Raw genomic sequence first — 25,672 nt, forward strand, 5'->3', positions numbered from 1 at the left:
GGCTCGCCTATCCCTCGTCCGCATCGGCGACGACCTCGACCGGCTCGGTGCGGGCGGCCAGCGATGCGGCCACCGAATGGTCGATCTCGGGCTCGTCCTCTTCGTGGTCGCGCAGCACCACCAGCGATTTGGCGGCCAGGGTCACGACCTCCCCGCCGCTGAGCGGCTCACGGTCGGAGGCCTCGCCGGAGGTGTCGATCACGACCTCCCAGCGGGGGCTGGGCTGCACCGCCGGGACGGTGAAGTCCACCGCCTCGGTGCCGGCGTTGAACAGGACGAAGAAGTGCCGGTCGTGGATGTCCTGGCCGCGGCGGTCGCGCTCGCGGATGCCGTCGCCGTTGAGGAACACGCCGATCGCGCGCCCGAAGCCCGACTCCCAGTCCTCGGGCTGCATCTCGGTGCCGTCGGGGCGGATCCAGGCGATGTCGGGGATCGCCATGCCCTCCTCGCGGCGCACCGGCCGGCCGTCGAAGAACCGACTGCGGCGGAAGGTCGGGTGGTCGCGGCGCAGCGCCGACAAGGCGGCGGTGAACTCGATCAGCGGGCGGTCCGCGGCATCCCAGTGCACCCAGGTCAGCTCGCTGTCCTGCGCATAGCCGTTGTTGTTGCCCTGCTGGGTGCGACCGAGTTCGTCGCCGTGGGAGAGCATCGGCACGCCCTGGCTCAGCAGCAGCGTCGCCAGGAAGTTGCGCTGCTGCCGCGCCCGCACCGTGAGGATCTCCGGGTCGTCGGTGGGCCCCTCGACACCGTGGTTGTCGGAACGGTTGTGCGATTCGCCGTCCCGGTTGTCCTCACCGTTGGCCTCGTTGTGCTTCTCGTTGTACGAGACCAGGTCGCGCAGCGTGAACCCGTCGTGCGCGGTGACGAAGTTGATGGATGCCACGGGGCGGCGTCCCGAATGCTCATACAGGTCGGCGGAGCCCGTGATGCGCGAGGCGAACTCGCCCAGCGCCTGCGGCTCGCCGCGCCAGAAGTCGCGCACCGTGTCGCGGTACTTGCCGTTCCACTCGGCCCACTGCGGCGGGAAGTTGCCCACCTGGTAGCCGCCCGGGCCGACATCCCACGGCTCGGCGATGAGCTTGACCTGCGACACCACCGGGTCCTGCTGCACGAGCTCGAAGAACGCGGCCAGCCGGTCGACCTCGTAGAACTCGCGCGCGAGGGTGGAGGCCAGGTCGAACCGGAACCCGTCGACGTGCATCTCGAGCACCCAGTAGCGCAGCGAGTCCATGATCAGCTGCAGCGTGTGCGGATGGCCCACGCCCATGCTGTTGCCGGTGCCGGTGTAGTCGGTGTAGTAGCGCTTGTCCTCTTCGAGCCGGTAGTACGCGAGGTTGTCGATGCCGCGCATCGACAGGGTGGGGCCGAGGTGGTTGCCCTCGGCGGTGTGGTTGTAGACCACGTCGAGGATGACCTCGATGCCGGCCGCGTGCAGCGACCGGACCATGGCCTTGAACTCGTGCACCTGCTGACCCTGCCGCATCGCGTAGGTGTTCTGCGGGGCCAGGAAGGCGATCGTGTTGTAGCCCCAGTAGTTGGACAGGCCCTTCTCCTGCAGCACCGAGTCGTTGACGAACTGGTGCACCGGCATGAGCTCGATCGCGGTGACGCCGAGCTTGAGCAGGTGGTCGATGATCACCGGGTGTCCGATGGCGCCGTAGGTGCCACGCAGTTCTTCGGGGATCTCGGGGTGCAGCCGGGTCAGGCCCTTGACGTGGGCCTCGTAGATGAGCGACTCCGCCAGCGGCCTCTTCGGCGCGCGGTCACCGGCCCAGTCGAAGTACGGGTTGATCACCACGCCCTTCATCATGTGGGCGGCCGAGTCGTCGTCATTGCGGCCGTCGGGGTCGCCGAACGGGTACCCGAACACTTCCTGACCCCACTGCACCTGGCCGTCGACGGCCTTCGCGTACGGGTCGAGCAGCAGCTTGTTCGGGTTGAACCGCAGGCCCTGTGCGGGGTCGTAGGGTCCGTGCACCCGGTAGCCGTACCGCTGGCCCGGTTCGACGGTCGGCAGATAGACGTGCCAGACGTAGGCGTCGACGTCGCGCATCTCGACGCGGGTCTCGACACCCTCCTCGTCGAACAGGCAGAGCTCGACGCGCTCGGCCCCCTCGCTGAACAGCGCGAAGTTCGTGCCGCTTCCGTCGAAGGTCGCACCCAGCGGATACGCGTTCCCGGGCCATTCCATGCGGGCCTCCGTGCTCTGCTGTCGGACCGTGCTCTGGGTGCCAGACTAAGGGGTCGCAGAGGCCGGGTCAGCGCAGCGCGAGCTGCTCGTCGAGGTAATCGGCCAGCGGCCGAGTGCCGCCGGCGGCATTCCACCGCACGTGCACCACCCCGGCGACCGTCAGGAGCGGGTCGGCCGCACCGCCGGCATCCACTGTCGCCAGGTCGATCTCGCGCCACCCGAAGTGGACGACCTCGCCCTCGGCGAAGCCGCCCCGGTGCGCGGCGGCGGCCCGGTCGGAGCGCTCCCGCTGCGATTCGGCCGTGAATCCGCGGATCGCCTCGTGCCGCGCCCGCAGCACCTCGCCGGTGGCGAACACCTGCTCGTCGCCGATCAGCAGCACGCCGAGGTGCCACGCCTCACCGACCGGCACGATGCGCGGCGCACGCCCGATGCCCAGGATCCGCCGCGACTCGACCAGAGCGCCGAGCCGCACCCGCGGGGCGCCCGCCAGGCGCGTGCGCGCCGCGGCGATCAGGGTCGAGGCACCGGCATCCACCCCCCTATTGTCTCGTGTGGAGTCAGGCGGCGAGCACGCGGGCGGCTTGGCGGGCGGCGCCGAGGGCGACGTACTCCGCGGGGGCGGGCACCTCGACCGGGACGCCGAGCACCTGCGGCGCGATCTCGCGCACGGCGTCGGACTGCGCACCGCCGCCGATCAGCAGGGCGCGTTCGATGGGCACGCCGAGGTCGCGCACCGCGTCCACGCCGGCGGCCAGGCCCGACAGCATCCCCTCGACGGCGGCGCGGGCGAGGTTCTCGCGGGTGGTGGATGCCAGGGTCATGCCGGTCAGCTCAGCCGTGGCGTCGGGCAGGTTCGGCGTGCGCTCGCCCTCGAAGTACGGGACGAGCGTGAGACCGCCGGCGCCGGGCTCGGCGGCCAGTGCGAGCCGGCTCAGCTCGGCATGGTCGACCGCGAGCAGGCGCCCGATGGCGTCGAGCACGCGCGCGGCGTTCAGGGTGGCCACCAGCGGCAGGAAGTTCCCGTCGGCCGAGGCGAAGCCGGCGACGGTGCCCGACGGGTCGATCGTCCGGCGCTCACTGACCGCGAAGACGGTGCCGCTCGTGCCGATCGACACCACGACATCGCCCGGGCCGGCCCCGACGCCCAGGGCGGCACCGGCGTTGTCGCCAGCGCCCGGACCGACCCGGCGGCCGGCGGGATCGGTGACGGACTCGTCGGGGCCGAGCACCCGCGGCAACACCGCGTCGTGGCCGAGCGCGGCGATCAGCAGGTCGCGGTCGTAGTCGCCGGTCTCCGGATCCCAGTAGCCGGTGCCCGACGCGTCGGAGCGGTCGGTGACCAGTTCGTCGAGCACCGGGTTGTCCGGGCCGAATCCGCGCAGCCGCCAGGTGAGCCAGTCGTGCGGCAGGGCGACGGCGGCGACGCGGGCCGCGTTGTCGGGCTCGGCGTCGCGCAGCCAGCGCAGCTTGGTGATGGTGAACGACGCCACCGGCACCAGGCCGGTGCGCCGGGCGAGCTGCTCGGCGCCGAACTCGGCGATCAGGTCGGCTGCCGCGCCGGCCGAACGGGTGTCGTTCCACAGCAGCGCGTCGCGGATGACCTGGCCGTCGGCGTCGAGCACCACCATGCCGTGCTGCTGCCCCCCGATCGCCCATGCGGCGACGTCGTCGAGGCCACCGGCATCCGCGATCGCGCTCTGCAGCGCCGCCCACCACGCCTCGGGGTCGACCGACGTGCCGTCGGGGTGCGATGCGCGTCCGGTTCGCACGACCTGACCGGTCTCGGCGTCGCAGATCACGACCTTGCACGACTGGGTCGACGAGTCGACTCCCATCACCAGTGCCATCCGAACTTCCTCTCCGTCAATGCCCACCGGGGCTCCTCCGCGCGCTTCATCCTCCGCGAGAGAACAACCGGGCGCCGAGAGAACGGGCGGGGGGCCCGGGGTCGGGGTGACCCCGCGGGCAGGGCGGCCGCGGGGTCACGATCGGTCAGCCGCGGGCGCCGAGCAGGTGCTCAGTGGCCAGCTGCTGCAGGCGGACGAAGCCGAAGCCCTTGCCGCCCAAGTAAGCGCTCGTGTCGAAGTCCTCGTAGGCGGAGCGGTCGGCGAGCAGGTCGTCGTAGGTCTCGCCCTCGCCCAGGGTCGGCACGGACAGCTCGTCGACCTTGGCGGCGGCCAGCGCCTCCTGCACCTCGGGGTCGGCGCGGAAGGCCGCGGCGCGCTCCTTGAGCAGCAGGTAGGTGCGCATGTTCGCGGCCGCCGAGTCCCACACGCCGTTCTCGTCCTCGGTGCGGCTGGGCTTGTAGTCGAAGTGGCGCGGGCCGTCGTAGGCGGGCACACCGCCGGGGCCGCCGTTCTCGAGCAGGTCGACCAGCGCGAACGCGTTGTGCAGGTCGCCGTGGCCGAACACGAGGTCTTGGTCGTACTTGATGCCGCGCTGCCCGTTGAGGTCGATGTGGAACAGCTTGCCGTGGTACAGCGCCTGGGCGATGCCGGCGGCGAAGTTCAGGCCGGCCATCTGCTCGTGGCCGACCTCGGGGTTCAGGCCCACGAGCTCGGGGCGCTCGAGCGAGTCGATGAACGCGATCGCGTGGCCGAGGGTGGGCAGCAGGATGTCGCCGCGCGGCTCGTTGGGCTTGGGCTCGATCGCGAAGCGGATGTCGTAGCCCTTGTCGACGACGTAGTCGCCGAGCAGGTTCACCGCCTCCCGGTAGCGCTCGAGCGCCGCGCGGACGTCCTTGGCCGAGTCGTACTCGGCGCCCTCGCGGCCACCCCACATGACGAAGGTCTTCGCGCCCAGCTCCGCACCGAGGTCGAGCTGGCGGAACACCTTGCGCAGCGCGAAGCGGCGCACCTGGCGATCGTTCGAGGTGAAGCCGCCGTCCTTGAACACGGGCGCGGAGAACAGGTTGGTGGTGACCATCGGCACGATCAGGCCGGTGTCGGCGAGCGCACCCTTGAGCCGGTCGATCTGCGTCTGACGCTCCGCGTCGCTCGAGCCGAAGGCGAACAGGTCGTCGTCGTGGAAGGTGAGGCCGTAGGCGCCGAGCTCAGCGAGCTTCTCGACGGCGTGGACGACGTCGAGCGCGGGCCGGGTCGGACCGCCGAACGGGTCGGTGCCGTTGTAGCCGATCGTCCAGAGGCCGAACGAGAACTTGTCTGCGGGAGTGGGGGTGAGCATGACGCTCCTTTACGCGGGCTGCGGGAATTGTTGTGTACCACAACCTATAACACTTCCCGCGATCCGTCCACCGGCCGTCGACGTCGATGGTCAGCTCGACGGCGGTCGTGGGGATGCCGGAGACCTCGCCCACGGTCGTGGGCACCGGCGGGCGTGGGGGCGCCGGCGTAACGCGCGCCGAAAGTATCGCCGCATCGACCGAAAGCGTGTGATAATCGACGGCACTGCGGCGCTCTCCCGCAGCATCCACGTATGGAGTCGCCCATGACGCGCACGACCCGAGTCACCCTCGCCGAGATCGCCGCCGAAGCGGGGGTGTCGCTGGCCACCATGTCGAAGGTGCTCAACGGGCGCACCGACGTGGCCCCCGCGACCCGGGCGCGCCTCGAGGAGCACCTCAACCGGCACGGCTACCAGCGACGCAACGTCGCCCAGCGCTCCGAGACGATCGAACTCGTCTTCCACGAGCTCGAGTCCAGCTGGTCGATGGAGGTCATCGACGGCGTGGAGGCGGTCGCGCACGCCGCGGGACTGTCGGTCGTGCTCACCGTCAGCGGCGACCGCCACGCCCCGTCCTCAGACTGGATCGACGGCGTGCTGCGGCGCCGGCCGGTCGGCGTCGTGCTCGTGTTCAGCGACCTCGCCCGCCCGCACCGGGAGAAGCTGCGGCTGCGCGGCGTGCCGTTCGCGATCGTCGACCCGGCGGGCGACCCCGCGCCCGATGTGCCGTCGGTGGGGTCGGCCAACTGGTCGGGCGGGGTCATGGCCACCCGGCACCTCATCGAGCTGGGCCACCAGCGCATCGCGGCCATCACCGGACCCGAGGACATGATGTGCTCGCTCGCGCGCATCGACGGCTACCGGTCGGCCATGAACGCCGCGAACCTGCCGATCGACCCGCGGTGGATCCGCTTCGGCGACTTCCACCCGCCTGCCGGGGAGACCCACGCGCGCGACCTGCTGGCCGGACCGGACCGCCCCACGGCGATCTTCGCCGGCAGCGACCTCCAGGCGCTCGGCGTCATCGCGGCGGCGACGGCCGCGGGGCTGAGCGTGCCCGGCGACCTGTCGGTGGTGGGCTACGACGACATCGCCCTCGCCCGCTGGCTGAGCCCGCAGCTGACGACCGTGCACCAGCCGCTGCGCCGCATGGGCGAGGAGGCGGCGCGCCTCGTGCTGCGCCTGGCCGACGGCGAGACGGTTGACACCCTGCGCATGGATCTGGCCACGCACCTCGTCGTGCGCGGCAGCACGGCACCGCCGGCGAGCACGCCGCGGCGCTGACCGACACCGGCTACATCGTCGAGATGGCCATCGACATGGTCGGTCAGTCGGGCGGGCAGAGCGATGTGCCGCTGGGTGGACCGGACACGTTCCACGGCATCGACTTCCAGGTCAACGACGGCCGCGACGGCGCCCGCTTCTCGGTCCATACGTGGGCGGAGCCGACCGGTACCGGCTACCAGAACACGGCCCGCTGGGGCGTCGCACGGCTCATCGCCGCGGATCACGGGGGTGAGCCCGGTGGTCCGGATGAACCCGGGGAGCCGGGAGAGCCCGGGGAGCCGGGTGGTCCGGGTGAGCCGGGCGACGCATGGGCGATCGTCGACATCGGCACCGGCCGGGTGGCGCAGGGCGGCGACCTCGACGTGAAGCTGTCGGGGCTGACCCCGGGCCAGCAGGTGTCGGCGACGCTGTTCAGCGACCCGATCGTGGTGCGCGGTATCCCTGCCGCCGACGCGAACGGCCAGACCGCCTTCACCGTGGCGATCCCCGCCGATCTGCCGCTGGGTGCGCACACGCTGGTGCTCGAGTCGGGTGATCTCGATCCGATCAGCGTGGCGGTCACGGTGATCGGACCGTTGCAAGCCACCGGCGGTCAGGTGCCCTGGGGCATCGGACTGGTGGGCGCGGCGCTGCTGACGGTGGGGGGACTGCTGGTGTACCTCCGTCCGCGCCGACGGGTGGGCTGACCCCGTCAGACGGCCGTCACCGTGACCTCGGGCACGAGCGCCCGGGTGTGGTCGACGACGCGCGTGGGCCCGGTGACGGTCAGCGTGACCGCGGACGGCAGGTCCTCGGCCGAGCGGCCGGCGCTGAGCACGACCGTGCCGGCGTCGACGATGCGCTCCAGCGCCCGGCCGGTGTAGGAGAACAGGTCGGCCGGGACGGTGAAGCGCACCTCGGCGCTCGCGCCGGCGGGCAGCTCCACCCGTGCGTAGCCGATCAGGCGCTGCACGGGACGCGGCGTCTGCGCCACCGGGTCGTTGAGGTACAGCTGGACGAGTTCGATGCCGTCGCGGTCGCCGGTGTTGGTCACCTGCAGCGAGACGGTCACCGTGCCGTCGGTGGGCAGCTCGGTCGCGTCGGCGACCAGGTCGGTCCACACGAACGTCGTGTACGACAGGCCGTGGCCGAACGCGAACGCCGCCGACGGATCGATGTTCGAGACGCCGCTGGGCCGGGCCAGCGGCACGGCGAGGTAGCTCGACGGCTGGGCGCCGGGACTGGCCGGGATGCTCACCGGCAGGCGGCCGCTCGGATTGACGCGCCCCGACAGCACCCCCGCCAGCGCCGGCGTGCCCTCCTCACCGGCGAAGAACGCCTCGACGATCGCCGCCGCGTCGGTCACCGCGCGCCCGAGCGCGTAGGGGCGCCCGGCCAGCAGCGCGACCACGGTCGGCGTGCCGGCGTCGAGGACGGCGTCGAGCAGATCCTGCTGGGCGCCCGGCAGCGACAGGTCGGCCGCGTCGCACCCCTCACCGCTCGTGCCGCGCCCGAACAGGCCCGCACGGTCGCCGAGAGCGAGCACCACCACGTCGGCGGCCTGCGCGGCGGCCCGCGCCTCGTCGAAGTCCCGTTCGCCGCCGTCGACGCTCGTGCCCTGCACGTAGGTCACCTCGGCGTCGGGGAACTCTGTCCGCACCGATTCGAGCAGGGTGGGCAGGGCGATCCCGGCCCCGAAGTCGGGGTGGTGGATGCCGACGTGCAACGGGAAGGAGTAGCAGCCGAGCACGGCGAAGGGGTCGTCGCCGTTGGGTCCGATCACCGCGATGCGCCGGGGCTCCCGCAGAGGCAGGGTGCCGTCGTTGTGCAGGAGGACGATGGCCCGCTCGGCGATCTGCCGGGCCAGGGCCCGGTTCTCGGCCGGGTCGAGGTCGACGCTGCCGCGCACGTCGTCGGCACCGGCATCCACCCGCCCGGCGAGCACCTCGGGCACGTACCCGGCGTCGCCGTCGAGGAGGCCGAGCTCGATCTTCTGCGCGAGCACGCGCCGCAGCGCCCGGTCGATGAGCGCCTCGGGCACGATGCCTTCGCGCACGGCGGCGGCCAGGTCCGGGCCGAACGTCTTGCGTCCGGGCAGCTCGACGTCGATGCCCGCCTTCAGCGCCTGGTGCGCGGCGTCGGTCCAGTCCTCGGCGACGGCGTGCTGGGTGAGCAGGAACGCGATGGCGAAGTAGTCGGCCACCACGGTGCCCTCGAAGCCCCACGTGTCGCGCAGCAGCCCGGTGAGCAGCTCCTCGTCGGCGGCCGAGGGCACCCCGTCGAGGTCGGTGTACGAGTTCATGACGCTGCGCACGCCGCTGTCGCGGACCGCCATCTCGAACGGCGGCAGGATGACGTCGTGGAGCTCGCGGGGACCGATCGACACGGGCGCGAGGTTGCGCCCCGCCTTCGAGGCCGAGTAGCCGGCGAAGTGCTTGAGCGTGGCGACGACCCCGGCCTGCTCGATCCCCTGGATGTAGGCGGTGGCGATGGTGCCCACCAGCAGCGGGTCCTCGCCGATGGTCTCTTCCACGCGGCCCCAGCGGGCGTCGCGGACGACGTCGAGCACGGGGGCCAGGCCCTGGTGCACCCCCATCTTGCGCATGTCGGCGCCGATGCGCTCGCCCATCTCCCGCACGAGGTCGGGCTCCCACGTGGCACCCCACGACAGGGGCACGGGGTAGGCCGTGGCCCCCCACGCGGCGAAGCCGGCCAGGCACTCCTCGTGCGCGAGGGCAGGGATGCCCAGACGCGACTCGGTCACGATCCGCTGCTGCGTGCGCAGCAGCGAGACCGCTCCGGCGGCCGGGTCGACCGGCACGGTGCCGTAGGTGCGGGTCAGCTGGCCCAGGCCCAGCGGCGCGATGGTGTCGAGATCGACGTCCTCGGTCATCGCGTTCTGGTTGGGGGCGACCTCGGCGCCGTCGTTGGACGCGGCGATCCAGATGCCGTACAGCTGGGCGATCTTCTCCTCGAGCGTGAGCTCGGCCACGAGGGCCTCGACACGCTCGCCGATCGGCAGCGCTGCGTCACGCCACGGTGTGTGGGTGGGTGTTTCAGACAAGGTCATCCCTTCACGGCTCCCTGGAGGCCGCCGACGATGCGCTTCTCGGCCAGGGTGAAGAACAGGATGGCCGGGAGCATCGCCAGCGAGGTGTAGGCGAGCACCCCCGTGGTGTCCTGCCCGTAGGCGGTCGAGAAGAACTGCACACCGAGCGGCAGCGTGTAGTCGGCGGGCGCGGCACCGCCGGCCTGCAGCACGAACAATGGCAGCAGGTAGGCGTTCCAGCTGCCGACGAAGGCGAGCACGCCGACGGTCATCATCCCGGGCATCGACAGCGGCAGCATGATGCGCCAGAAGAACCCGATCTTGGTGGTGCCGTCGACGACGGCCGCGTCTTCGAGCTCACCCGGGATCGCCCGCAGGAACGGCACCAGGATGATGATCGTGGTCGGCAGCGCGAACGCCACCTGCGGGATGATCAGACCCCACCACGAGCCGAACAGGCCGAGCTGGCGCAGCATGACCGTCAGCGGGAGGATCGAGATCGTCAGCGGGAACAGCAGCCCGGTCGTGAACAGGGCGTACATGAACCCCCGGCCGCGGAAGTCGTACCGCGCGATCACGAACGCCGCCATCACGCCGAACGCCATGACCCCGAGGGTCGTGCCCAGCGCCGTCACGGTGCTGGCCAGCACCTGACGCCAGAACTGCGCGTCACCGAGGATGCGCGCGTAGTTGTCGAAGATCCACGGGTCGGGCAGGCCCCCCGGACTGGTGAAGAAGTCCGGGTTCGAGCGCATGCCGGCGATCATCACGTAGAGCACCGGACCGATGGCGATGGCCGCCACGGTCAGCGCCACGACGTAGACGATCGGCTGGCTCCAGTCGAAGCGCCGCGCGCCGGCGCGGTGGGATGCGGTTGCAGTAGACATCAGCTGTTTCCTTGAGTGATCGCACCGGCGAGGTCGCGACGCAGCGCGTAGCGCTGGTAGAAGAGGGCGATCACGAGCGAGATGAGGAAGAGCACGACCGCGACGGCGCTGCCGTAGCCGATCTGCGAGACGTTCAGGCCGTTCTTGACCATGTAGACGGCCATCGTGGACGACGCGTTGAGCGGTCCGCCGCCGGTGACGATCCACACCATGTCGAACAGCTGCAGCGAGCCGATGATCGACAGGAACGCCCAGATGCGGATGGTGGGGCCCAGCAGCGGCACGGTGACGTACCACTGGGTCTTCCACCAGCCGGCGCCGTCGAGCGCGGCGGCCTCGTAGAGCTCGTCGGGGACGCTGGTCAGCCCGGCGAGCATCAGGATGATGGCCAGGCCCAGGTACTTCCAGGTGAGGATGCCGAACATCGTCCACATGACGACGTCCTGATCGGCCAGCCACGACGGCGGGTTCTCGATGCCGATCATCCCCAGCCAGGTGTCGATGGGACCCATCCGGTTCGGGGGCACCGACTGCAGCATGATCTGCCAGGCGATACCGGCGGTCACCTCGCTGAGCACGTAGGGCACGAAGATCAGCGCCCGCAGCAGTCCGCGGAAGCGCAGGCGTCGGTTCATCAGCAGCGCCACGAGAATCGCCAGCGGCCCCTGCACGAGGAGGGACATGATGACGATGAAGAAGTTGTTGCCCACCGAACGGTGGAAGACGGGGTCGGCGAGCAGGCGGACGTAGTTGTCGATGCCGATGAAGCGGTCGAGCGGCCCGAGGCCGTTCCAGTTGAAGAAGCTGTAGTAGGCGGCCAGTGCCACCGGGAAGAGGACGAAGGCGAGATAGACGAGCACGCCGGGGCCGGCGAACAGCGTGATCTCGAACCACTTGCGGCGTTGCGCGCGGGCGCGCGCCGTGCTGCGGGCTTTCGGAGCGGGGGCCGGGCCCGCGCTCAGCGCGGGCCCGGCCTCGTTGATTGCTGTCATGGGTGTTACAGCGTCGCCGCCGCCGCGTTCATCGCCTCGGGGATCGACTCGGGCGTGCCGTCGCCGAACATGAGGTTGACGATCGCGTCGTTCATCGCGTTGCCGATGACCGAGCCGTACTGCGTGTCGAGCCAGGTCACCACGAGCGAGGAGTTGACCGTGCCCTCGGCGATCTGCTTGAGCACCGGGTCGGTCAGGCCCGCCTCGGCACCGGCGACGGTCGGGATCGCACCGGTCTCGGCGAAGCGCGTCTGCACCTCGACGCTGGAGATGAACTCGACCAGGTCGACGGCCGCGTCGGGGGCGTCGACGTAGACGCCCCACGCGTCACCGGAGCCGAGCGCCGCACCCGGGGCACCGGCGGCACCCTCGATGTCGGGCACCGGCATCCACGCCAGCCACTCGGGAGCCGGCGGGTTCTCGGCGGGCGCACCCGGAACGAGCTTGGCGACCTCACCACGGTGCCACGAGCCCATGAGCTCGGTGGCGGTGGCCTGCGAAGCCATCAGACCCGCCGCGCTGTTGGGCACGCTCTGGGCCGGGGTGCTCGTCGGGTTCTGCTGGAAGGGCAGGTCGCCCTCGAACTCGTCGAGCCAGGCCTGCAGGTTCTCACCGGCGGTGACGAAGCACTCGTCGTCGAAGTTCAGCGTCTCCGCGGCCGTGGCCAGCGAGTCGGCCGAGCACGACTTGATCGCGAACTGGTACCACCAGTGCGCCGCCGGCCAGCCGTCACCGGCACCCACGCCGATGGGCGCGACGCCGCTGTCGGCGAGCTTCTGCAGCGCCTCGGAGAACTCGGTGAACGTGGCGGGCACCTCGGTGACACCGGCGGCCTCCCACAGGTCGGTGTTGTACCAGAGGCCCTCGATGCCGAAGGTGTAGGGGATGCCGTACTGCTTGCCGTCGACGTTCCAGCCGGTGCCGGCGCCGCCGATCGACTCGATGACGTCGGTCAGGCCGCTGAGGTCCTTGAGGTACCCCGCCTCGACCTGCGCCTTGATCTCGCCCTCGGCCCAGACCATGAACACGTCGGGTGCCGCGTCACCGCCGGCCTGCAGGGCGTTGGGGATGAGGGTGCGCTGAAGGTCCTCGTTCTGGAACGCCTGCACGTCGACCTTGACGCCCGGGTTGGCGTCCTCGAACTCCTGCGCGACGTCCTCCCAGAGGGACTTCAGGGGCTCGCCGGTGGCGTTGTGCCACCAGGTGATCGTGACCTCTTCGCCGTTTCCGTTGCCGTTGCCGTCGGTGGGCTCGTCACCCGCGGAACAACCGGCCAGCATGCCGACGGCCAGACCTGCGGCCCCGATACCGGCAGCCGCGCGCATGATGCTGCGTCTGTTCATCCTTGAACCTCTCGAAAGTTTCGACAGTGATGTCGAAAGTGATGTGGACACCCCCACCATAGGACGCCGGTCATTCGTGGTCAACCCCAACAAAACCCCGCGCGATAACGATCTGATCACCTAGAGTTGTGCCTGTGGCAGAGGCGACAGGGACCGTCGAAGGCGTACGACAGCGCAATCTCACCCGCGTGCTCCGGCTCGTGCATCTGGAGGGCCCCACGTCGCGGGCGGCGCTGACCGAGGCCACCGGCCTGAACCGATCGACCATCGGCGACCTGGTCGCCGAACTGGTGCGCGCAGGTCTCGTCGTCGAACGCGCACCCGACCCCGCACGCCGCGTGGGCCGCCCCTCTCCCCTCGTCGTGCCGGCCCCCGACGTCGTCGTCATCGCCGTCAACCCCGAAGTCGACGCCGTCGAGATCGCCGCGGTGGGCCTGGACCAGAGCATCAGCGTGCGCGAGCGCGTCGCCGTCACCGACCTGATCACCCCCGAGGCGACCGCGGCCCTGATCGCCGACCGCATCGCGGCGTGGCGCACAGATGCATTGGCCACCGCGCGCATCGTCGGGGTGGGCCTGGCCGTGCCCGGACTGGTGCGCGCCGCCGACGGCCTGGTCCGCCACGCGCCGCACCTGCAATGGGCGGATGCGCCGCTGCACGACCTCGTCGCCGCGGCCACCGGCCTGCCGGTCGTCGTCGGCAACGACGCCTCCCTGGGCGCGCTCGCCGAACACCTCTACGGTGCGGCGCGCGGCATCGACAACGCGATCTACCTCAACGGCGGGGCAAGCGGCATCGGCGGCGGCCTGATCGTCAACGGGATGCCGGTGGGCGGCCGCGGCGGCTATGCCGGCGAGTTCGGGCAGAACCGGCCCGGCATCGCGACGCTGGCCGACCGCCGCGCGCGCGACGGTGTGCTCGAAGACGAGGTGCGGCGCTCGCGCCTGCTAGCGGCGGTGGGGCTGCCCCAGGCCACCGACCGCGAACTCGCGGCGGCCCTGGCGGCGGCCACGGCACCGGATGCGACCGCCGAGATCGCGCGCGAACGCTCGATCCTGGCGACGGCACTGGCCAACGCCGTCAACGTGCTGAACCCCTCGGTGATCGTGCTGGGCGGGTTCCTCTCGATCCTGGCCGAGCTCGACGCGGAGGGCTTCGCGGCCGCGGTGGCGGCCCACTCGATGCCGGCCTGCGCCGAGGACCTGCAGATCCGCTCGGCCGAGCTGGCCGACGAGCGTCTGCTGATCGGCGCCGCCGAAGCCGCGTTCGAGCCGCTGCTGGCCGACCCGGCCGGCGCCGCCGTCGACGGTGCGGTCGCCGACGAGCCGGCCGACGCGGACCTGGTCAGCGCGGGCCCGGACGCACCGTCAGATCGCTGATCACCGCGTCGCGGGGAAGATCGAGGGCGGTGAGGATGCCGGTGGCCACCGAGTCCACGTCGATGTACACCGTCGGGACGTAGTCGCGCCCCTCCTGCTCGTGCACCTGGGCCTGCATGGGGGTCGCCGTGCGGCCCGGGTACACGGTCGTCACGCGCACGCCGTGCGGCGCCTCTTCGGCGCGCAGGGCGTCGGCCAGCGCTTTCAGCCCGTGCTTCGAGGCGGCGTAGGCCGACCAGTCCGGGTGGGTGCGGAGCCCTGCCCCCGAGTTGACGAAGAGCAGCTGACCGCGGGCGGCGCGCACCCGCGGCAGCACGACGCGCGTGAGCTCGGCCGGCGCGATGAGGTTGACCGTGAGCTGATCGGTCCAGGCGCTCAGGGGCAGCTCGCCCACCGCGCCGAGTTCGACGATGCCGGCGGCGTGGATGACCGCATCGATCGATTCCGGCAGGTCGGCCGCGGCCACGGCATCCTGGATCGCCTCGGGATGCGCGAGATCGACGACGACCGGGATCGCACCGGGGAACGCGGCGGTGAGCTGGGCGGCGCGCTCGCCGTTACGGGCCACGAGCACGAGCCGGTCGCCGCGCGCGGCGAGACGCTGCGCGACGGCCTGGCCGATACCCGAGCCGGCGCCGGTGAGCAGGTGGGTCTGGGTCATCCCGCCATCTTCGCAGGTCGTCGGCCGTCGCGGCCCGGGGTCACCACTTGCCCGGGGCGTAGTCCTTGAGGAAGACGCCGAACAGGTCCTCGCCGGCTTCGCCGCGCACGATCGGGTCGTACACGCGTGCGGCGCCGTCGACGAGATCGAGCGGGGCGTGGAAGCCCTCTTCGGCGAGGCGGACCTTGGTGGGGTGCGGGCGCTCGTCGGTGATCCACCCGGTGTCGACGCTGGTCATGAGGATGCCGTCGGTCTCGAACATCTCGCGCGCACTGGTGCGGGTGAGCATGTTGACGGCGGCCTTGGCCATGTTCGTGTGCGGGTGGCCCGGGCCCTTGTAGCCGCGGTTGAACACGCCCTCCATCGCGCTGACGTTGACGATGTAGGTGCGGCGCGCGCTGCTGGCCGCCAGGGACGCCCGCAGCTTCGAGATCAGCAGGAACGGTGCCGTGGTGTTGGCCAGCTGCACCTCGAGCATCTCGAGCGGGTCGACCTGATCGACGCGCTGCACCCACGAGTTCACGTCGTCGTGGTCGGGGATGAGCCCCCCGGCGTCGATCGCGGTGCCCGCGGCGAGGCGCTCCAGCGAGCTGGACCCGGCCTGTAGGGCCTGCTCGGTGAGCTCTTCGGCACGTGCGGCCGCGGTGGCCAGGATCGGGTGGGCGGTCACGGAACGCTCGAGTGCCTGCGGGTGCTGGTCGTTGGTGTGGCCGAAGGTCACCAGCTCGGGCAGGGGCCCGTCGGGCAGCGGGGCCAGCTCGGCCTCGACCAGGGGCTGGTAGGCGCCCGGCGAGCGCCGCACGGTCTGGGTGGCGTTGTTGATGAGGATGTCGAGGCTGCCGGCGGCGGCGACCTCGTCGGCCAGGCCGATCACCTGCGCCGGGTCCCGCAGGTCGATGCCGACGATCTTGAGCCGGTCGATCCATTCGGGCGCGTCGGGGAGGCGGCTGAAGCGGCGCACCGCGTCGCGGGGGAACCGGGTGGTGATGGTCGTGTGCGCGCCGTCGCGCAGCAGCCGCAGGGCGATGTACATGCCGATCTTGGCGCGGCCGCCGGTCAGCAGCGCGCGCCGGCCGGTGAGGTCGGTGCGCGCGTCGCGCTTGGCGTGGCTCATCGCCGCGCAGGGCGGGCAGAGCTGGTGGTAGAACGCGTCGACCAGGGTGTACGGCTGCTTGCAGATGTAGCAGCCGCGGGGCTTGATGAGGGTGCCCGCCGTCGGCGCGGTCGTCCGGGTGCTGATCGGGATGCCGCGGGTCTCGTCGTCGATGCGGTCGGGCGCCCCGGTGGCGGTGGCGGCGATGACGGCCCGGTCCGCGGCGGCGACGGCGTCGCGTGCGGCACGGCGGCGCTCCCGCTTGACGGCCTTGAACATCTGCCCGGTGGCCCGGCGCACCGCGATGAAGTCGGGGTGGGTCTCGTCGACGTCGGCCAGCCCCTCCAGCACCCGGAGGGTGGCGGCGAGGTCGGCGGGGTCGATGCCGCTGGGCGGCAGATCGGAGTCGGAGGTCGCGGGAAGCACACGCGATTCTACGTCGGGCCGCCTGCACACCACCTGTTACCGTGCCACCGTGACCTCTCCCGCTGTCGAACCCCGCCGCATCCACGTCTCGGCCGCCGTGATCGTCGACGAGGCGGGGCGGCTGCTGGTGGTGCGCAAGACCGGCACGACGGCGTTCATGCAGCCCGGCGGCAAACCCGAACCGGGTGAGACGGCCGGTCAGACGCTGCGCCGTGAATTGGCCGAGGAGCTGGGCCTCGACGTGGCACCGCACGATCTGGTCGGACTGGGGTCGTTCACCGCGGCCGCCGCGAACGAGCCGGGGTACCTCGTGGTCGCCGAGGTCTTCTCCGTGGACATCGGCCGGCAGCAGCCGGCGGTCGGCGCCGAGATCGCCGAACTGCGCTGGATCACCCGCGCCGATCTGGCGCACCTCGACGTCGCGCCGCTGGCCCGCGAGAACTTCCTCCCCTGAGCCGGCGCGGGTCCGCGCTAGAGGAGCTCCACGGAGTCGGCCGTCTCGCCCAGCGGGCGGAACACAGCGCGCTCGTCGGGGGTCGTGTTCGGCTGATGCAGGGTGAGCAGCAGGCTGCCGTCGAGCGTACGCGCGATCATGCCGTGTCCGCCGTCGGCGCCCCAGATGGGCTGCTCCTCCTGCACCCAGGGGCCGGCGAGTGTGCCCGACGCCGACCGGGCGATGCCCATCGCATAGCCCTGGTCGCCGAAGCTCGACCACAGCATGATGAGCCCACCGCCGGCCAGGCGGTGCAGGAACGGTCCGTCGGTGACGTGCGCGTGCGTGCCGGCGGGGATGCGCGGGTGATTCAGGGGCCGTGCCCACGGCGCCTGCGAGGCTCGGAACAGCACCTCGGGCTCACCCACCGTCTCGCGCAGGTCCGCCGACAGCCTCTGCCGCACGACTTCGCCGTCGAACACCTGCACCCACTCGTGGCAGAACACGATCCAGGGGTCGCCCTGCTCGTCGATGTGCAGGGTGCCGTCGAGGCACTCCCAGTCGCGCGGGGTCACCGGGCCGTCGCTCCAGGGCCGGTAGGGGCCTGCCGGTGCGTCGGCGACGAGGATCTGGGTGCCGCGCCGCACGCCGTCGGCGTGGAAGGTCGCGAACATGAAGTACCGGCCGTCGTGGCGGTGCACCTCGGGGGCCCAGTAGTTGCGGTCGCTCCAGAACCCGGCCGGCGGCCGGAACGCCTCGATCGGCCCCTCCCACGACACCAGGTCGGTGCTGCGGTAGGCGTCGAACCCGGTGGCGGGGGGATGCCAGATGTCGGCGTCAGTGGACCCGAACAGGTAGTAGGCGCCCTCTTCGGGCACGGTCAGCACGAACGGGTCGCGGATCTGGATGTCCGCCAGCGGCACAACGGCGTGGGTCATCCTCCCATCGTGGCAGGCCTGGCCCGGTCGCCCTCCGTCGACGCCCCGGCATCCTCGGCCGGGGCGGACTGAGTGGGCTCGGCACCGGATTCGATCAGCAGCTGCCCTTCGGCGAGGGCCTCGGCGGGCACATCGCGCTCGACGGTGGTCTTCAGCGGGATCTCCTCGATGAAGCACAGCAGCACCACCGCGATCAGCGCCAGGGGCGCCATCCACAGGAACAGCGGGCTGAGGGCGTCGTTGTATCCGTGCACGACGATCGAGTGCAACTGGTCGGGCAGTCCGCGCACGAGGTCGGGGGTCAGCGAGCTGATGTCGCCCATCCGGTCCTCGAGGCCCTCGGGCACCCGGGTGCTGATGATGTCGATGAGTCGCACAGTGAACAGGCTCCCGATCACGGCGCTGCCCAGCGATGCGCCCACCTGACGGAAGAAGTTGTTCGACGCGGTCGCGGTGCCCACGATGCGGTTGGGGAACGAGTTCTGCACGATCAGCACGAGGTTCTGCATGTTCGCGCCGAGGCCGATGCCCATGAGGGCGAGGTAGGTGCAGAACAGCCACAGCGGCAGCTCGGGCGTGGCGGTGCCCAGAAGCACCAGGGCGAGGGTCACCAGCGCGGCGCCGGTCAGCGGCATCCACTTGTACCGGCCGTAGCGGCTCACGAGCCACCCGGTGCCGACGGAGCTGAGGAGCATGGCACCCATCATCGGCACCATGAGGAGCCCGGCGACGGTGGCGTCGGCACCGAACGTCATCTGCAGGTGCGTGGGGATGTAGCCGATGACGCCGAACATCGCGACCCCGATGAGCAGACCCGCGACGGTGGCGATGTTGAAGTTGCGGTCGCGGAACAGCGCCGGCGGGATGATCGGCTCGACGGCGCGGCGCTCGGCGAACACGAACGCGATCCCGAGCACCACCGTGGCCGCGATCAGCCCGAGGATGACCGGCGACGTCCAGGCGAAGTCGTTGCCGCCCCACGAGGCGACGAGGATGAGGGATGCCGTGGCGGCGGCGAGCGTCATCATGCCCCACACATCGATCTTCGGCTTCGCGGTGGTGCCCTTCGGCAGGTGCAGCAGGGTGATGGCGGCGGCGAGGGCCAGCAGGCCCAGGGGCACGTTCATCCAGAACGTCCAGCGCCAGTCGGCGTGCTCGGTGAGGTAGCCGCCCAGGAGCGGGCCTGCCACCGACGACACGGCGAAGACGGCGCCCATGATGCCCATGTACTTGCCGCGATCGCGGGCCGGGATCACGTCGGCGATGATCGCCTGCGAGAGGATCATGAGCCCACCCGCGCCCAGGCCCTGCACGACGCGCGCGACGATGAGGACGCCCATGTCGGGAGCGAGGGCGCCGATGACCGATCCGATGATGAACAGCACGATGGCCGTGATCAGCGGGCTCTTCCGGCCGATCAGGTCGCTCATCTTTCCGTAGATGGGCATCATGATCGTCGACGCGAGGATGTACGCGGTCATGACCCAGAGCATCTGGTCGACACCACCCAGTTCGCCGACCATCGTCGGCATCGCGGCGCTGAGGACGGTCTGGCTCAGGGAGGCCAGCAGCATCGCGAGGATGAGACCGACGAACAGGAGGACGATGCCTCGGCGGGTCTCATGGGAATGGCGGCGGGGTGTCGTCATGGGAGTGTGCGCAGAACCTCTCGGAGTGTGTGGAGGCCGTCGTCGAGACGGCGGATGACGTCGGCGGGGTACCCGCCGGCGGTGACGGTCTGACGGATGCTGTGGCGCAGCACGCCATTGCAGGCGACGACGAGCACGCGGGCGGCCTCGTCGATGTCGTCGTGCGCGAACCCGCGGCGGCGCATGCGGTCGGCGACGGCGGCGGCGATGCGGACCTCGACGCCGTGCATGCGGGCCCACTGGCGCTGGATGAGCTGGGGATGCTGGATGGCCAGGCGGCGGCGTGCGGCGACCAGCTCGTCGTCGCCGACGGTGAACACGCCCATCAGCAGACGCGAGAGGTCCGCGATCAGGTCGTCGGACTCACCGGCGGCGAACTCCTCGAGCTCGGCGTCGCTGGGCTGGCCTTCGTGCAGGCCGACGATCGCGTCCTCTTTCGACGGGTAGTAGTTGAAGAAGGTCCGCGTCGAGATGTTGGCATGGTCGCTGATGGCGGCCACGGTCGCCCCGTCGGGGCCGTGCTCGAGCGCGAGCTCGACGGCGGCGCGGTGGATCGCCTCGCGGGTCGCGCGCTGCTTGCGCGCGCGGAGCCCCTCGGTCTCGGTCACCGTCTCAGTCACCGCACAATTATTGCACATCGTGCACTTTTTCACCAACTGCATTTGGATGCCGGGGGCGGCGCCACCCCGCGGCGACGGCACGACGATCGCGCACACCGCCTCGGGCGCCGGGCCCGTCGTGGTCATCGTGGGTGGGGCACTGTCGGTCGCGGCCGGTCTCGCCACGACGCTGGTCAATGCCGGATCCACGTCTGGAGAACCGTGGCGCGGACTACGTCTGAAGCACCGTGGCGCGCGCTCGATCCCGAAGCCGGAGCGCTGAGCTGGTGGCACGCCTCCAGATGTGATCGTCGGTGTACCACCCGGGGGCCCGCACCTCGGGGATGCCGGCGTTCATGCGGATCTGCCAGCCGATGCTGTCGAGAAAGCGATGGTGGAACCAGCACAGCAACACCCCATTGTCGGTGTGGGTGGGCCCGCCCTTGGCATGTTCGGTGACATGGTGGATCTCGCACCACCCGGCCGGGATACCGCAACCGGGAATGATGCAGCCGCCATCACGCAACGCGATGGCGCGGCGCTGATGCCGGTTGAACACCCGGTCTTCCGTGCCGATACGCAGGATTCTTCCGTCGGCGGTGCTCGTCACCCGCTGGATCACACCCGCACAGGCGACACGGCGGGCCAGGTCGATCGGGAGCGGCTCCGTGCACCCCTGAGCGTGCGCGTATCCGGTGCCGGATTGCAGTTCTTCGGCCGCGACCGAGACGACAAGCGTCGGGGCGGCCCCGCCGATCGTCGGCAAGAGCCGGCTCGAGGCCGCCACCGACAGCGCGTTGGCCAGCGCATCGTGCTGCTTCTGGGGTCGGGTGCGGTCATCAGGCAGAGGGGTGGGCTCTTCGCCGGCCGGATCACCCTCCGGGTCGCCGAAGGCGACGCGAGGCGACAGCTGCGCGTCGAAGATCGATTGCAACTGCGCCGCGACTTCGTGCATCAGCAACCCTCGAACCGGCACCCCGTAGGGCGTCGCCGCCCCCAGCGTCAGCGAGCGCTTGCGTTTCGCGGCCCGTTCGCGCGGCTCGGCTCCGTCTTGATCGAGAGCACAGGCCCATGTCGTGGCCTGCAGCTTGAGCAGGTCTGCACACAGCGGCGGAGATCCGTCAGGCCCGTCGCCGCGCGCTTCAGCGACGAGCACCCGCTCAGCAGCCCGGCGCGCCTCGGTGGTCACCCGCGGCGCGGTCGACTGCAACGGCGTGGAGATCGCCAGCACCCCATCGACCCCTACGACACCGTCGGTCATCGCCGCTCGCAACACCGGCATCTCACCCTCGAGCAATTCACCCGTGGTCTCGGACACCACCGGCCTGACCGCCTTCGCCGCCTTCTGCAACCGTGAGGCCGCCGGGCCGCTGACCCGGGTGATCCGCTGCACCAGCTCGCTCACGTCATGCGCGCCCAGGCGCGACGTCATACGGTCGGCGACGATGCCGGTCTCGGAACGCCGCATCACTTCGCCTACCGCGTCGACGAGCAGCGCCTCAGCCAATCGACCCAATCCGGCGACCTCGCCGAGCAGGTGAGCGAGTTCATGCTCCCCCATGCCCTGCAGCGCGCCTCCGGTGGCCGCTGCACGGACTGTCGAAGACAACTCCGCATGCAGGTGATCCAGCGTGCCACTGAAGGGGTTCATACATTCGATTATCGCGAGGGCCTCCGACATTGAAGGTCCCCTCGCGCGGCCCCCGGCATCCGCTATTCAGTCTTGCCAAGTACCGGTACCGCGGATTCGTCGACATCGTCGAGGGAACCGTCTATGCACTGCTGGTGCGCATCGAGCAGCGCGGCCTGGTCGACGTCGAGAAGGTGCCGTCCGAGAAGGGGCCGCCGCGCAAGGTGTACTCGCTCAACCCCGCCGGTCGTGCGCAGCTCGCAGAGTTCTGGAAGACGTGGAGCTTCCTGGCCGATCGCATCCAACGACTCCACGACGACGAAGGACAAGGAGGCGACTGATATGGCCGCGAAATGGATCGAAGCCCTCACCGGGCCGCTGGAGCAGAAGAAACAGTACCGGCGGTACAAGGCCCGCATCGACGGCCTCGCCGAGCCCCACAGGACGGTGGCGAAGGCGATCGAGCGGTACCTGATGGCCTCGGCGATGGTCATCGACGGGGACACCATGGTCACGATGCTCGGCGACCTCGCCGACCTCTGGGCGCGCGCGGCCGTGGACCGCACTCCCGTGCGCGACATCGTCGGCGACGACCCCGTCGAGTTCGCCGAGAACTTCGCCCGCGCCTACAGCGGCAAGCAGTGGCTCGACAAGGAGCGCGCGCGACTGACCAAGGCCGTCGACGGCGCCGTGCGGAGTGAGCCCTCATGACCGCGGCGATTCAGGTGCGCAGCGTCGAGAAGTCGTTCGGCGACGTCGACGTGCTGCGCGGTGTCGACTTCGACGTGGCCGCGGGCAGCATCGTCGCACTGCTCGGCGCGAACGGCGCGGGTAAGACGACGCTCGTGCGGATCCTTGCCACACTCGCCCAGATGGATGCCGGCACTGCGGCCGTCGGCGGATTCGACGTCACCGCGCAGGCGCCTCAGGCATGCGTCGACGCCTCGACATCGCGATGAGCCTGGTCGGCGACCCGTCGATCATCTTCCTCGACGAGCCGACGACCGGCCTGGACCCGCAGTCCCCGGCCGGCGTCGCCGCGTGGCTCGCCGTCACCGGCATCCTGACCCTGTTCATCCTCGCGCTCACCTGGCTTGCGGTGATCGCCGGATTGTCGGCGAAGACGGTCGACGGGGCGAGCGCGTTCTCCTACCCGCTGATCTTCCTGCCGTTCATCAGCTCGGCGTTCGTGCCGACCGAGACGATGCCCGGGCCGGTGGCGTGGTTCGCCGAGAACCAGCCGGTGACCCCGATCGTGAATGCGATCCGCGCATTGCTCGCCGGACAGCCCGCCGGCGGCGAGATCTGGGTCGCCGTGGCCTGGTGTGCCGGCATCCTCGTCGTGGCCTTCGCACTGTCGATGATGGTGTACCGCCGCCGCCTGCGGTGACTCGGGGGCGAGACTGAGTGTCACGTATACTGACTCTCAGTCTCGCCCCAAGGAGTCCTGATGGCCGCCCCTCAATACCAGCCCCCCGTCGACGACTACGCGTTCCTGTTCGGCGAGGTGTTCGGCCTCGACCTCATCGCCCGCGCGACCGGTGGCGAGCTGACCACCGAGGACGCGACCGAGATCATCGCCGGTGCGGGCGAGTTCGCCGCGTCGGTGCTCGCACCGCTCGAGACCGTCGGCGACCGGGAGGGCGCCCGGCTCGTCGACGGCCAGGTGCGGCTGCCGGACGGTTTCGTTGACGCGTACCGCGCGTTCGTCGAGGCCGGCTGGATCACCGCCGAGGCGCCGGTCTCTGCCGGCGGCGACGGCCTGCCCGGGGCGGTGCGCGCCGGGCTCGGCGACATCTGGAACGGCTCGAACGCCGCGTTCGCGCTGTGCTGGCTGCTGACGGCCGGACAGATCCATGCACTGGATGCCGCGGCATCCGACGAGATCCGAGAGACATATCTGACCAAGCTGGTGTCCGGCGAGTGGACGGGCACCATGAACCTCACCGAGCCGGCCGCCGGCACCGATCTGGGCGCGATCCGCACGATGGCGACGCCCCGCGACGACGGCACGTGGTCGATCAGCGGGCAGAAGATCTTCATCACGTGGGGCGACCACGACGCGGCCGAGAACATCGTGCACCTCGTGCTGGCCCGCACACCCGATGCGCCGGCCGGCGCCCGCGGCCTGTCACTGTTCGTCGCGCCGAAGACCCTGGTGAACCCCGACGGCGGTCTCGGCGAGCGCAACGCGATCACGACAGTCGCCGTCGAGCACAAGCTGGGCATCCACGGCAGCCCGACCTGCGTGCTGTCGTATGAAGACGCGACCGGTCACCTCGTCGGTGAGCTCCACGGGGGCCTGGCCGGCATGTTCGTGATGATGAACGCCGCGCGCGCCGCAATGGGCTTCCAGGCGACCGGAATCTCCGACCGCGCGTACCAGCAGGCGGCTTCCTACGCGGCCGAGCGGCGGCAGGGGCCGGTGGTGGGCCGTCCCGACGGTGCCCCGATCGCCGAGCACCCGGACGTGCGACGCATGCTGCTGTCGATGTCGAGCAAGATCTTCGCGATGCGCGCGCTCGGCGTGTACGCGGCCGATCTGCTCGACCGGGCGGATGCCGGGGGCGACGCGACGCTGGCGGAGTTCTTCGTGCCGATCCTCAAGGGGTGGACGACCGAGGACGCCCAGCAGGTCACCAGCGATGCGATCCAGGTGCACGGCGGCATGGGCTTCATCGAGGAGACCGGCGTCGCGCAGCACTACCGCGATGCCCGCATCACGACCATCTACGAGGGCACCACGGCCATCCAGTCGAACGACCTCATCGGCCGCAAGGTGCTGCGCAACGGCGGTGCGACCGTCGAGACGCTGCTCACGCAGATCGAGGCGACGATCGCCGGGCTGCGCGGTTTCGAGGATGCCGTCGCGACGCGCACAGCGGAGCGGCTCGAGCGTGCGGTGGCGGCGGCGCGACGGGCCACGGCCGATCTTCTCGGCTTCGCCGACGCCCCGCGCGACGCCTACGCGGTGAGCGTCCCCTACCTGATGCTGCTGGGCACCCTCGCCGGCGGCTGGATGCACGGCCTGGCCGTCGTCGCCGTGCTCGAGCACGCCTCACCCACCGAGGAGGATGCCGCACGGCTCACGTCGGCCGACTTCTACGGCAGCCACCACCTGCCGCGCGTGCACGCCCTCGCCGAGACCGTCGCCGGCGGTGAGATCGCGTAGCGCGCGTCGGCGCTCAGCCGATGTCGTCGCCGGGCGGCGCCTTGTCTTCCGGCGGCTCGGGCACGACGTAGAGCCCGCCGGGCGAGTTCGCGGTGACCGCGAGCGCTTCGACCCAGGCGCGGTTGAGGGCTGGCTGACGGCTGCCGTGGAACTTGAACGCGATCGAGGTACTGGGGTTGAGCCAGATCGAGGTGCGCCCCTCGCCCACGCTGGCGTCATCGCGCCAGGTGAACAGGAAGCTCTCTCCACGGCGGAGCTTGTTCGCGATCACCACCTGAAGGTGCGCGAGAAGACGGTCCTCGAAGTCGACCTTGGAACCGTTGTGGTAGATGAATCTGCCCATGTCAGGGCTATCCTGGCACACGAAATCGACGCACGAGGGCATTAGGGTGACCCCATGGGCACGATCTACTACGGCGGGTCCGCGACGCCGATCCACATCGAAGATCGCGCGCTCGCGCACTTGAAGGTGGTCATCGCCACCAAGCTGCGGCGCGGCGAGAGTTTCACCGTCTCGTGGCAGCACCCCGACGACCAGCCACGGGGCCGCAGCACCATCTGGCTGCATCCGTCGATCCCGCTGCGCTTCGTGTTCGAAGACCCGGAGCCGGCCCAGCTGAGCCGGGAGTGGATCGAGGAGCTCGCCAACTCCGCGAGTTCGACCGGCGGCATCCAATTGGTCGCGACGCACATCGAAAGCGACGACGAAGCGCCCGACAACAATGCACCGCAGACGGTGGCCGTGTCGTCGGCCGAGGAGGACTGACCCCCCTGACCG

23 protein-coding genes and 1 pseudogene are annotated in these 25,672 nt (G+C 70.7%); 9 read left to right on the top strand and 15 right to left on the bottom strand.

Going from position 1 to position 25,672, the window contains the following annotated elements; genetic code table 11:
• Positions 1-7 precede the first annotated feature (7 nt).
• The 4 genes from glgX to xylA all read right to left on the bottom strand — a co-directional run bounded on the left by glgX (position 8) and on the right by xylA (position 5,377).
• Entirely contained in the window at positions 8-2,191 is a 2,184-nt protein-coding gene (glgX, locus tag ACQ143_RS13015; protein ID WP_449571136.1) for a glycogen debranching protein GlgX, read from the bottom strand.
• A gap of 67 nt (positions 2,192-2,258) precedes the next feature.
• Positions 2,259-2,729 (bottom strand): glutaminase, encoded by a 471-nt coding sequence (locus ACQ143_RS13020; RefSeq protein ID WP_449571137.1) that lies wholly within the window; start codon positions 2,727-2,729, stop codon positions 2,259-2,261.
• 22 nt (positions 2,730-2,751) lie between these two features.
• Entirely contained in the window at positions 2,752-4,041 is a 1,290-nt protein-coding gene (xylB, locus tag ACQ143_RS13025; RefSeq protein WP_449571138.1) for a xylulokinase, read from the bottom strand.
• Positions 4,042-4,186: 145 nt separating this feature from the next.
• Positions 4,187-5,377 (bottom strand): xylose isomerase, encoded by a 1,191-nt coding sequence (xylA, locus tag ACQ143_RS13030; protein WP_449571139.1) that lies wholly within the window; start codon positions 5,375-5,377, stop codon positions 4,187-4,189.
• A 264-nt stretch (positions 5,378-5,641) separates the two neighbouring features.
• Between xylA and ACQ143_RS13035 the strand changes: the two genes are divergently transcribed.
• Both ACQ143_RS13035 and ACQ143_RS13040 read left to right on the top strand, forming a co-directional pair.
• Positions 5,642-6,661: a LacI family DNA-binding transcriptional regulator gene (locus ACQ143_RS13035; RefSeq protein WP_449571140.1), complete on the top strand. Its 1,020-nt coding sequence runs from the start codon at positions 5,642-5,644 to the stop codon at positions 6,659-6,661.
• Between the two features lie 23 nt (positions 6,662-6,684).
• A complete protein-coding gene (locus tag ACQ143_RS13040; RefSeq protein WP_449571141.1) occupies positions 6,685-7,350 on the top strand; it encodes a sugar-binding protein in 666 nt (221 codons plus the stop codon).
• 5 nt (positions 7,351-7,355) lie between these two features.
• On the opposite strand, the gene ACQ143_RS13045 is transcribed toward ACQ143_RS13040, so the two are convergent.
• Genes ACQ143_RS13045 through ACQ143_RS13060 form a run of 4 tightly spaced genes read right to left on the bottom strand, consistent with a single transcriptional unit; the run spans position 7,356 to position 12,914 of the window.
• A complete protein-coding gene (locus ACQ143_RS13045; protein WP_449571142.1) occupies positions 7,356-9,713 on the bottom strand; it encodes a beta-xylosidase/alpha-l-arabinosidase in 2,358 nt (785 codons plus the stop codon).
• Positions 9,710-10,579, bottom strand: a complete 870-nt coding sequence (locus tag ACQ143_RS13050) for a carbohydrate ABC transporter permease (protein ID WP_449571143.1) — start codon at positions 10,577-10,579, stop codon at positions 9,710-9,712. The genes ACQ143_RS13045 and ACQ143_RS13050 overlap by 4 nt, the downstream gene beginning before the upstream one ends.
• Complete coding sequence (locus ACQ143_RS13055; protein ID WP_449571144.1) at positions 10,579-11,571, bottom strand: carbohydrate ABC transporter permease; 993 nt, start codon at positions 11,569-11,571, stop codon at positions 10,579-10,581. The genes ACQ143_RS13050 and ACQ143_RS13055 overlap by 1 nt, the downstream gene beginning before the upstream one ends.
• Before the next feature lie 5 nt (positions 11,572-11,576).
• Positions 11,577-12,914 (bottom strand): extracellular solute-binding protein, encoded by a 1,338-nt coding sequence (locus tag ACQ143_RS13060; RefSeq protein WP_449571145.1) that lies wholly within the window; start codon positions 12,912-12,914, stop codon positions 11,577-11,579.
• A gap of 134 nt (positions 12,915-13,048) precedes the next feature.
• On the opposite strand from ACQ143_RS13060, the gene ACQ143_RS13065 reads away from it, so the two are divergent.
• Positions 13,049-14,293, top strand: coding sequence for an ROK family protein (locus ACQ143_RS13065; RefSeq protein ID WP_449571146.1), 1,245 nt, complete (start codon positions 13,049-13,051; stop codon positions 14,291-14,293).
• Here ACQ143_RS13065 and ACQ143_RS13070 read toward each other — a convergent pair.
• Entirely contained in the window at positions 14,259-14,954 is a 696-nt protein-coding gene (locus ACQ143_RS13070; protein WP_449571147.1) for an SDR family oxidoreductase, read from the bottom strand. The genes ACQ143_RS13065 and ACQ143_RS13070 overlap by 35 nt on opposite strands.
• 40 nt (positions 14,955-14,994) lie before the next feature.
• Positions 14,995-16,473 (bottom strand): SDR family NAD(P)-dependent oxidoreductase, encoded by a 1,479-nt coding sequence (locus ACQ143_RS13075; protein ID WP_449571148.1) that lies wholly within the window; start codon positions 16,471-16,473, stop codon positions 14,995-14,997.
• Between the two features lie 49 nt (positions 16,474-16,522).
• Here ACQ143_RS13075 and ACQ143_RS13080 point away from each other — a divergent pair, with 49 nt between their 5' ends.
• Positions 16,523-16,927 (top strand): NUDIX hydrolase, encoded by a 405-nt coding sequence (locus ACQ143_RS13080; protein ID WP_449571149.1) that lies wholly within the window; start codon positions 16,523-16,525, stop codon positions 16,925-16,927.
• Positions 16,928-16,944: 17 nt separating this feature from the next.
• On the opposite strand, the gene ACQ143_RS13085 is transcribed toward ACQ143_RS13080, so the two are convergent.
• From ACQ143_RS13085 to ACQ143_RS13100, 4 genes are all read right to left on the bottom strand, one after another.
• Positions 16,945-17,844: a glycoside hydrolase family 43 protein gene (locus ACQ143_RS13085; RefSeq protein WP_449571150.1), complete on the bottom strand. Its 900-nt coding sequence runs from the start codon at positions 17,842-17,844 to the stop codon at positions 16,945-16,947.
• The gene (locus tag ACQ143_RS13090; RefSeq protein WP_449571151.1) at positions 17,841-19,493 is read right to left on the bottom strand and encodes an MDR family MFS transporter; all 1,653 of its coding nucleotides are present in this window, start codon (positions 19,491-19,493) and stop codon (positions 17,841-17,843) included. The genes ACQ143_RS13085 and ACQ143_RS13090 overlap by 4 nt, the downstream gene beginning before the upstream one ends.
• Positions 19,490-20,113: a TetR/AcrR family transcriptional regulator gene (locus tag ACQ143_RS13095; RefSeq protein WP_449571152.1), complete on the bottom strand. Its 624-nt coding sequence runs from the start codon at positions 20,111-20,113 to the stop codon at positions 19,490-19,492. The genes ACQ143_RS13090 and ACQ143_RS13095 overlap by 4 nt, the downstream gene beginning before the upstream one ends.
• A 211-nt stretch (positions 20,114-20,324) precedes the next feature.
• Positions 20,325-21,743 carry a DUF222 domain-containing protein gene (locus ACQ143_RS13100; RefSeq protein ID WP_449571153.1) on the bottom strand — a complete coding sequence of 473 codons (1,419 nt, stop codon included), beginning with the start codon at positions 21,741-21,743 and terminating at the stop codon, positions 20,325-20,327.
• Between the two features lie 29 nt (positions 21,744-21,772).
• On the opposite strand from ACQ143_RS13100, the gene ACQ143_RS13105 reads away from it, so the two are divergent.
• The 4 genes and pseudogenes from ACQ143_RS13105 (at position 21,773) to ACQ143_RS13120 (ending at position 24,894) form a co-directional block, all read left to right on the top strand.
• Positions 21,773-22,063, top strand: a complete 291-nt coding sequence (locus ACQ143_RS13105; protein WP_449571154.1) for a PadR family transcriptional regulator — start codon at positions 21,773-21,775, stop codon at positions 22,061-22,063.
• Position 22,064: 1 nt separating this feature from the next.
• On the top strand, positions 22,065-22,433 hold the full coding sequence (locus tag ACQ143_RS13110) for a DUF1048 domain-containing protein (RefSeq protein ID WP_449571155.1): 369 nt from the start codon (positions 22,065-22,067) through the stop codon (positions 22,431-22,433).
• A pseudogene (locus ACQ143_RS13115) lies at positions 22,430-23,112 on the top strand (ATP-binding cassette domain-containing protein). Before ACQ143_RS13110 ends, ACQ143_RS13115 begins: the two are co-directional and overlap by 4 nt.
• A 60-nt stretch (positions 23,113-23,172) precedes the next feature.
• On the top strand, positions 23,173-24,894 hold the full coding sequence (locus ACQ143_RS13120) for an acyl-CoA dehydrogenase (protein ID WP_449571156.1): 1,722 nt from the start codon (positions 23,173-23,175) through the stop codon (positions 24,892-24,894).
• 13 nt (positions 24,895-24,907) lie between these two features.
• Here the strand turns inward: ACQ143_RS13120 and ACQ143_RS13125 are convergent, their stop codons facing one another.
• Positions 24,908-25,237: a DUF7882 family protein gene (locus ACQ143_RS13125; RefSeq protein WP_449571157.1), complete on the bottom strand. Its 330-nt coding sequence runs from the start codon at positions 25,235-25,237 to the stop codon at positions 24,908-24,910.
• Positions 25,238-25,291: 54 nt separating this feature from the next.
• On the opposite strand from ACQ143_RS13125, the gene ACQ143_RS13130 reads away from it, so the two are divergent.
• A complete protein-coding gene (locus tag ACQ143_RS13130; RefSeq protein ID WP_449571158.1) occupies positions 25,292-25,660 on the top strand; it encodes a DUF7882 family protein in 369 nt (122 codons plus the stop codon).
• Positions 25,661-25,672 lie beyond the last annotated feature (12 nt).

This window comes from Microbacterium pollutisoli, from assembly GCF_053586795.1.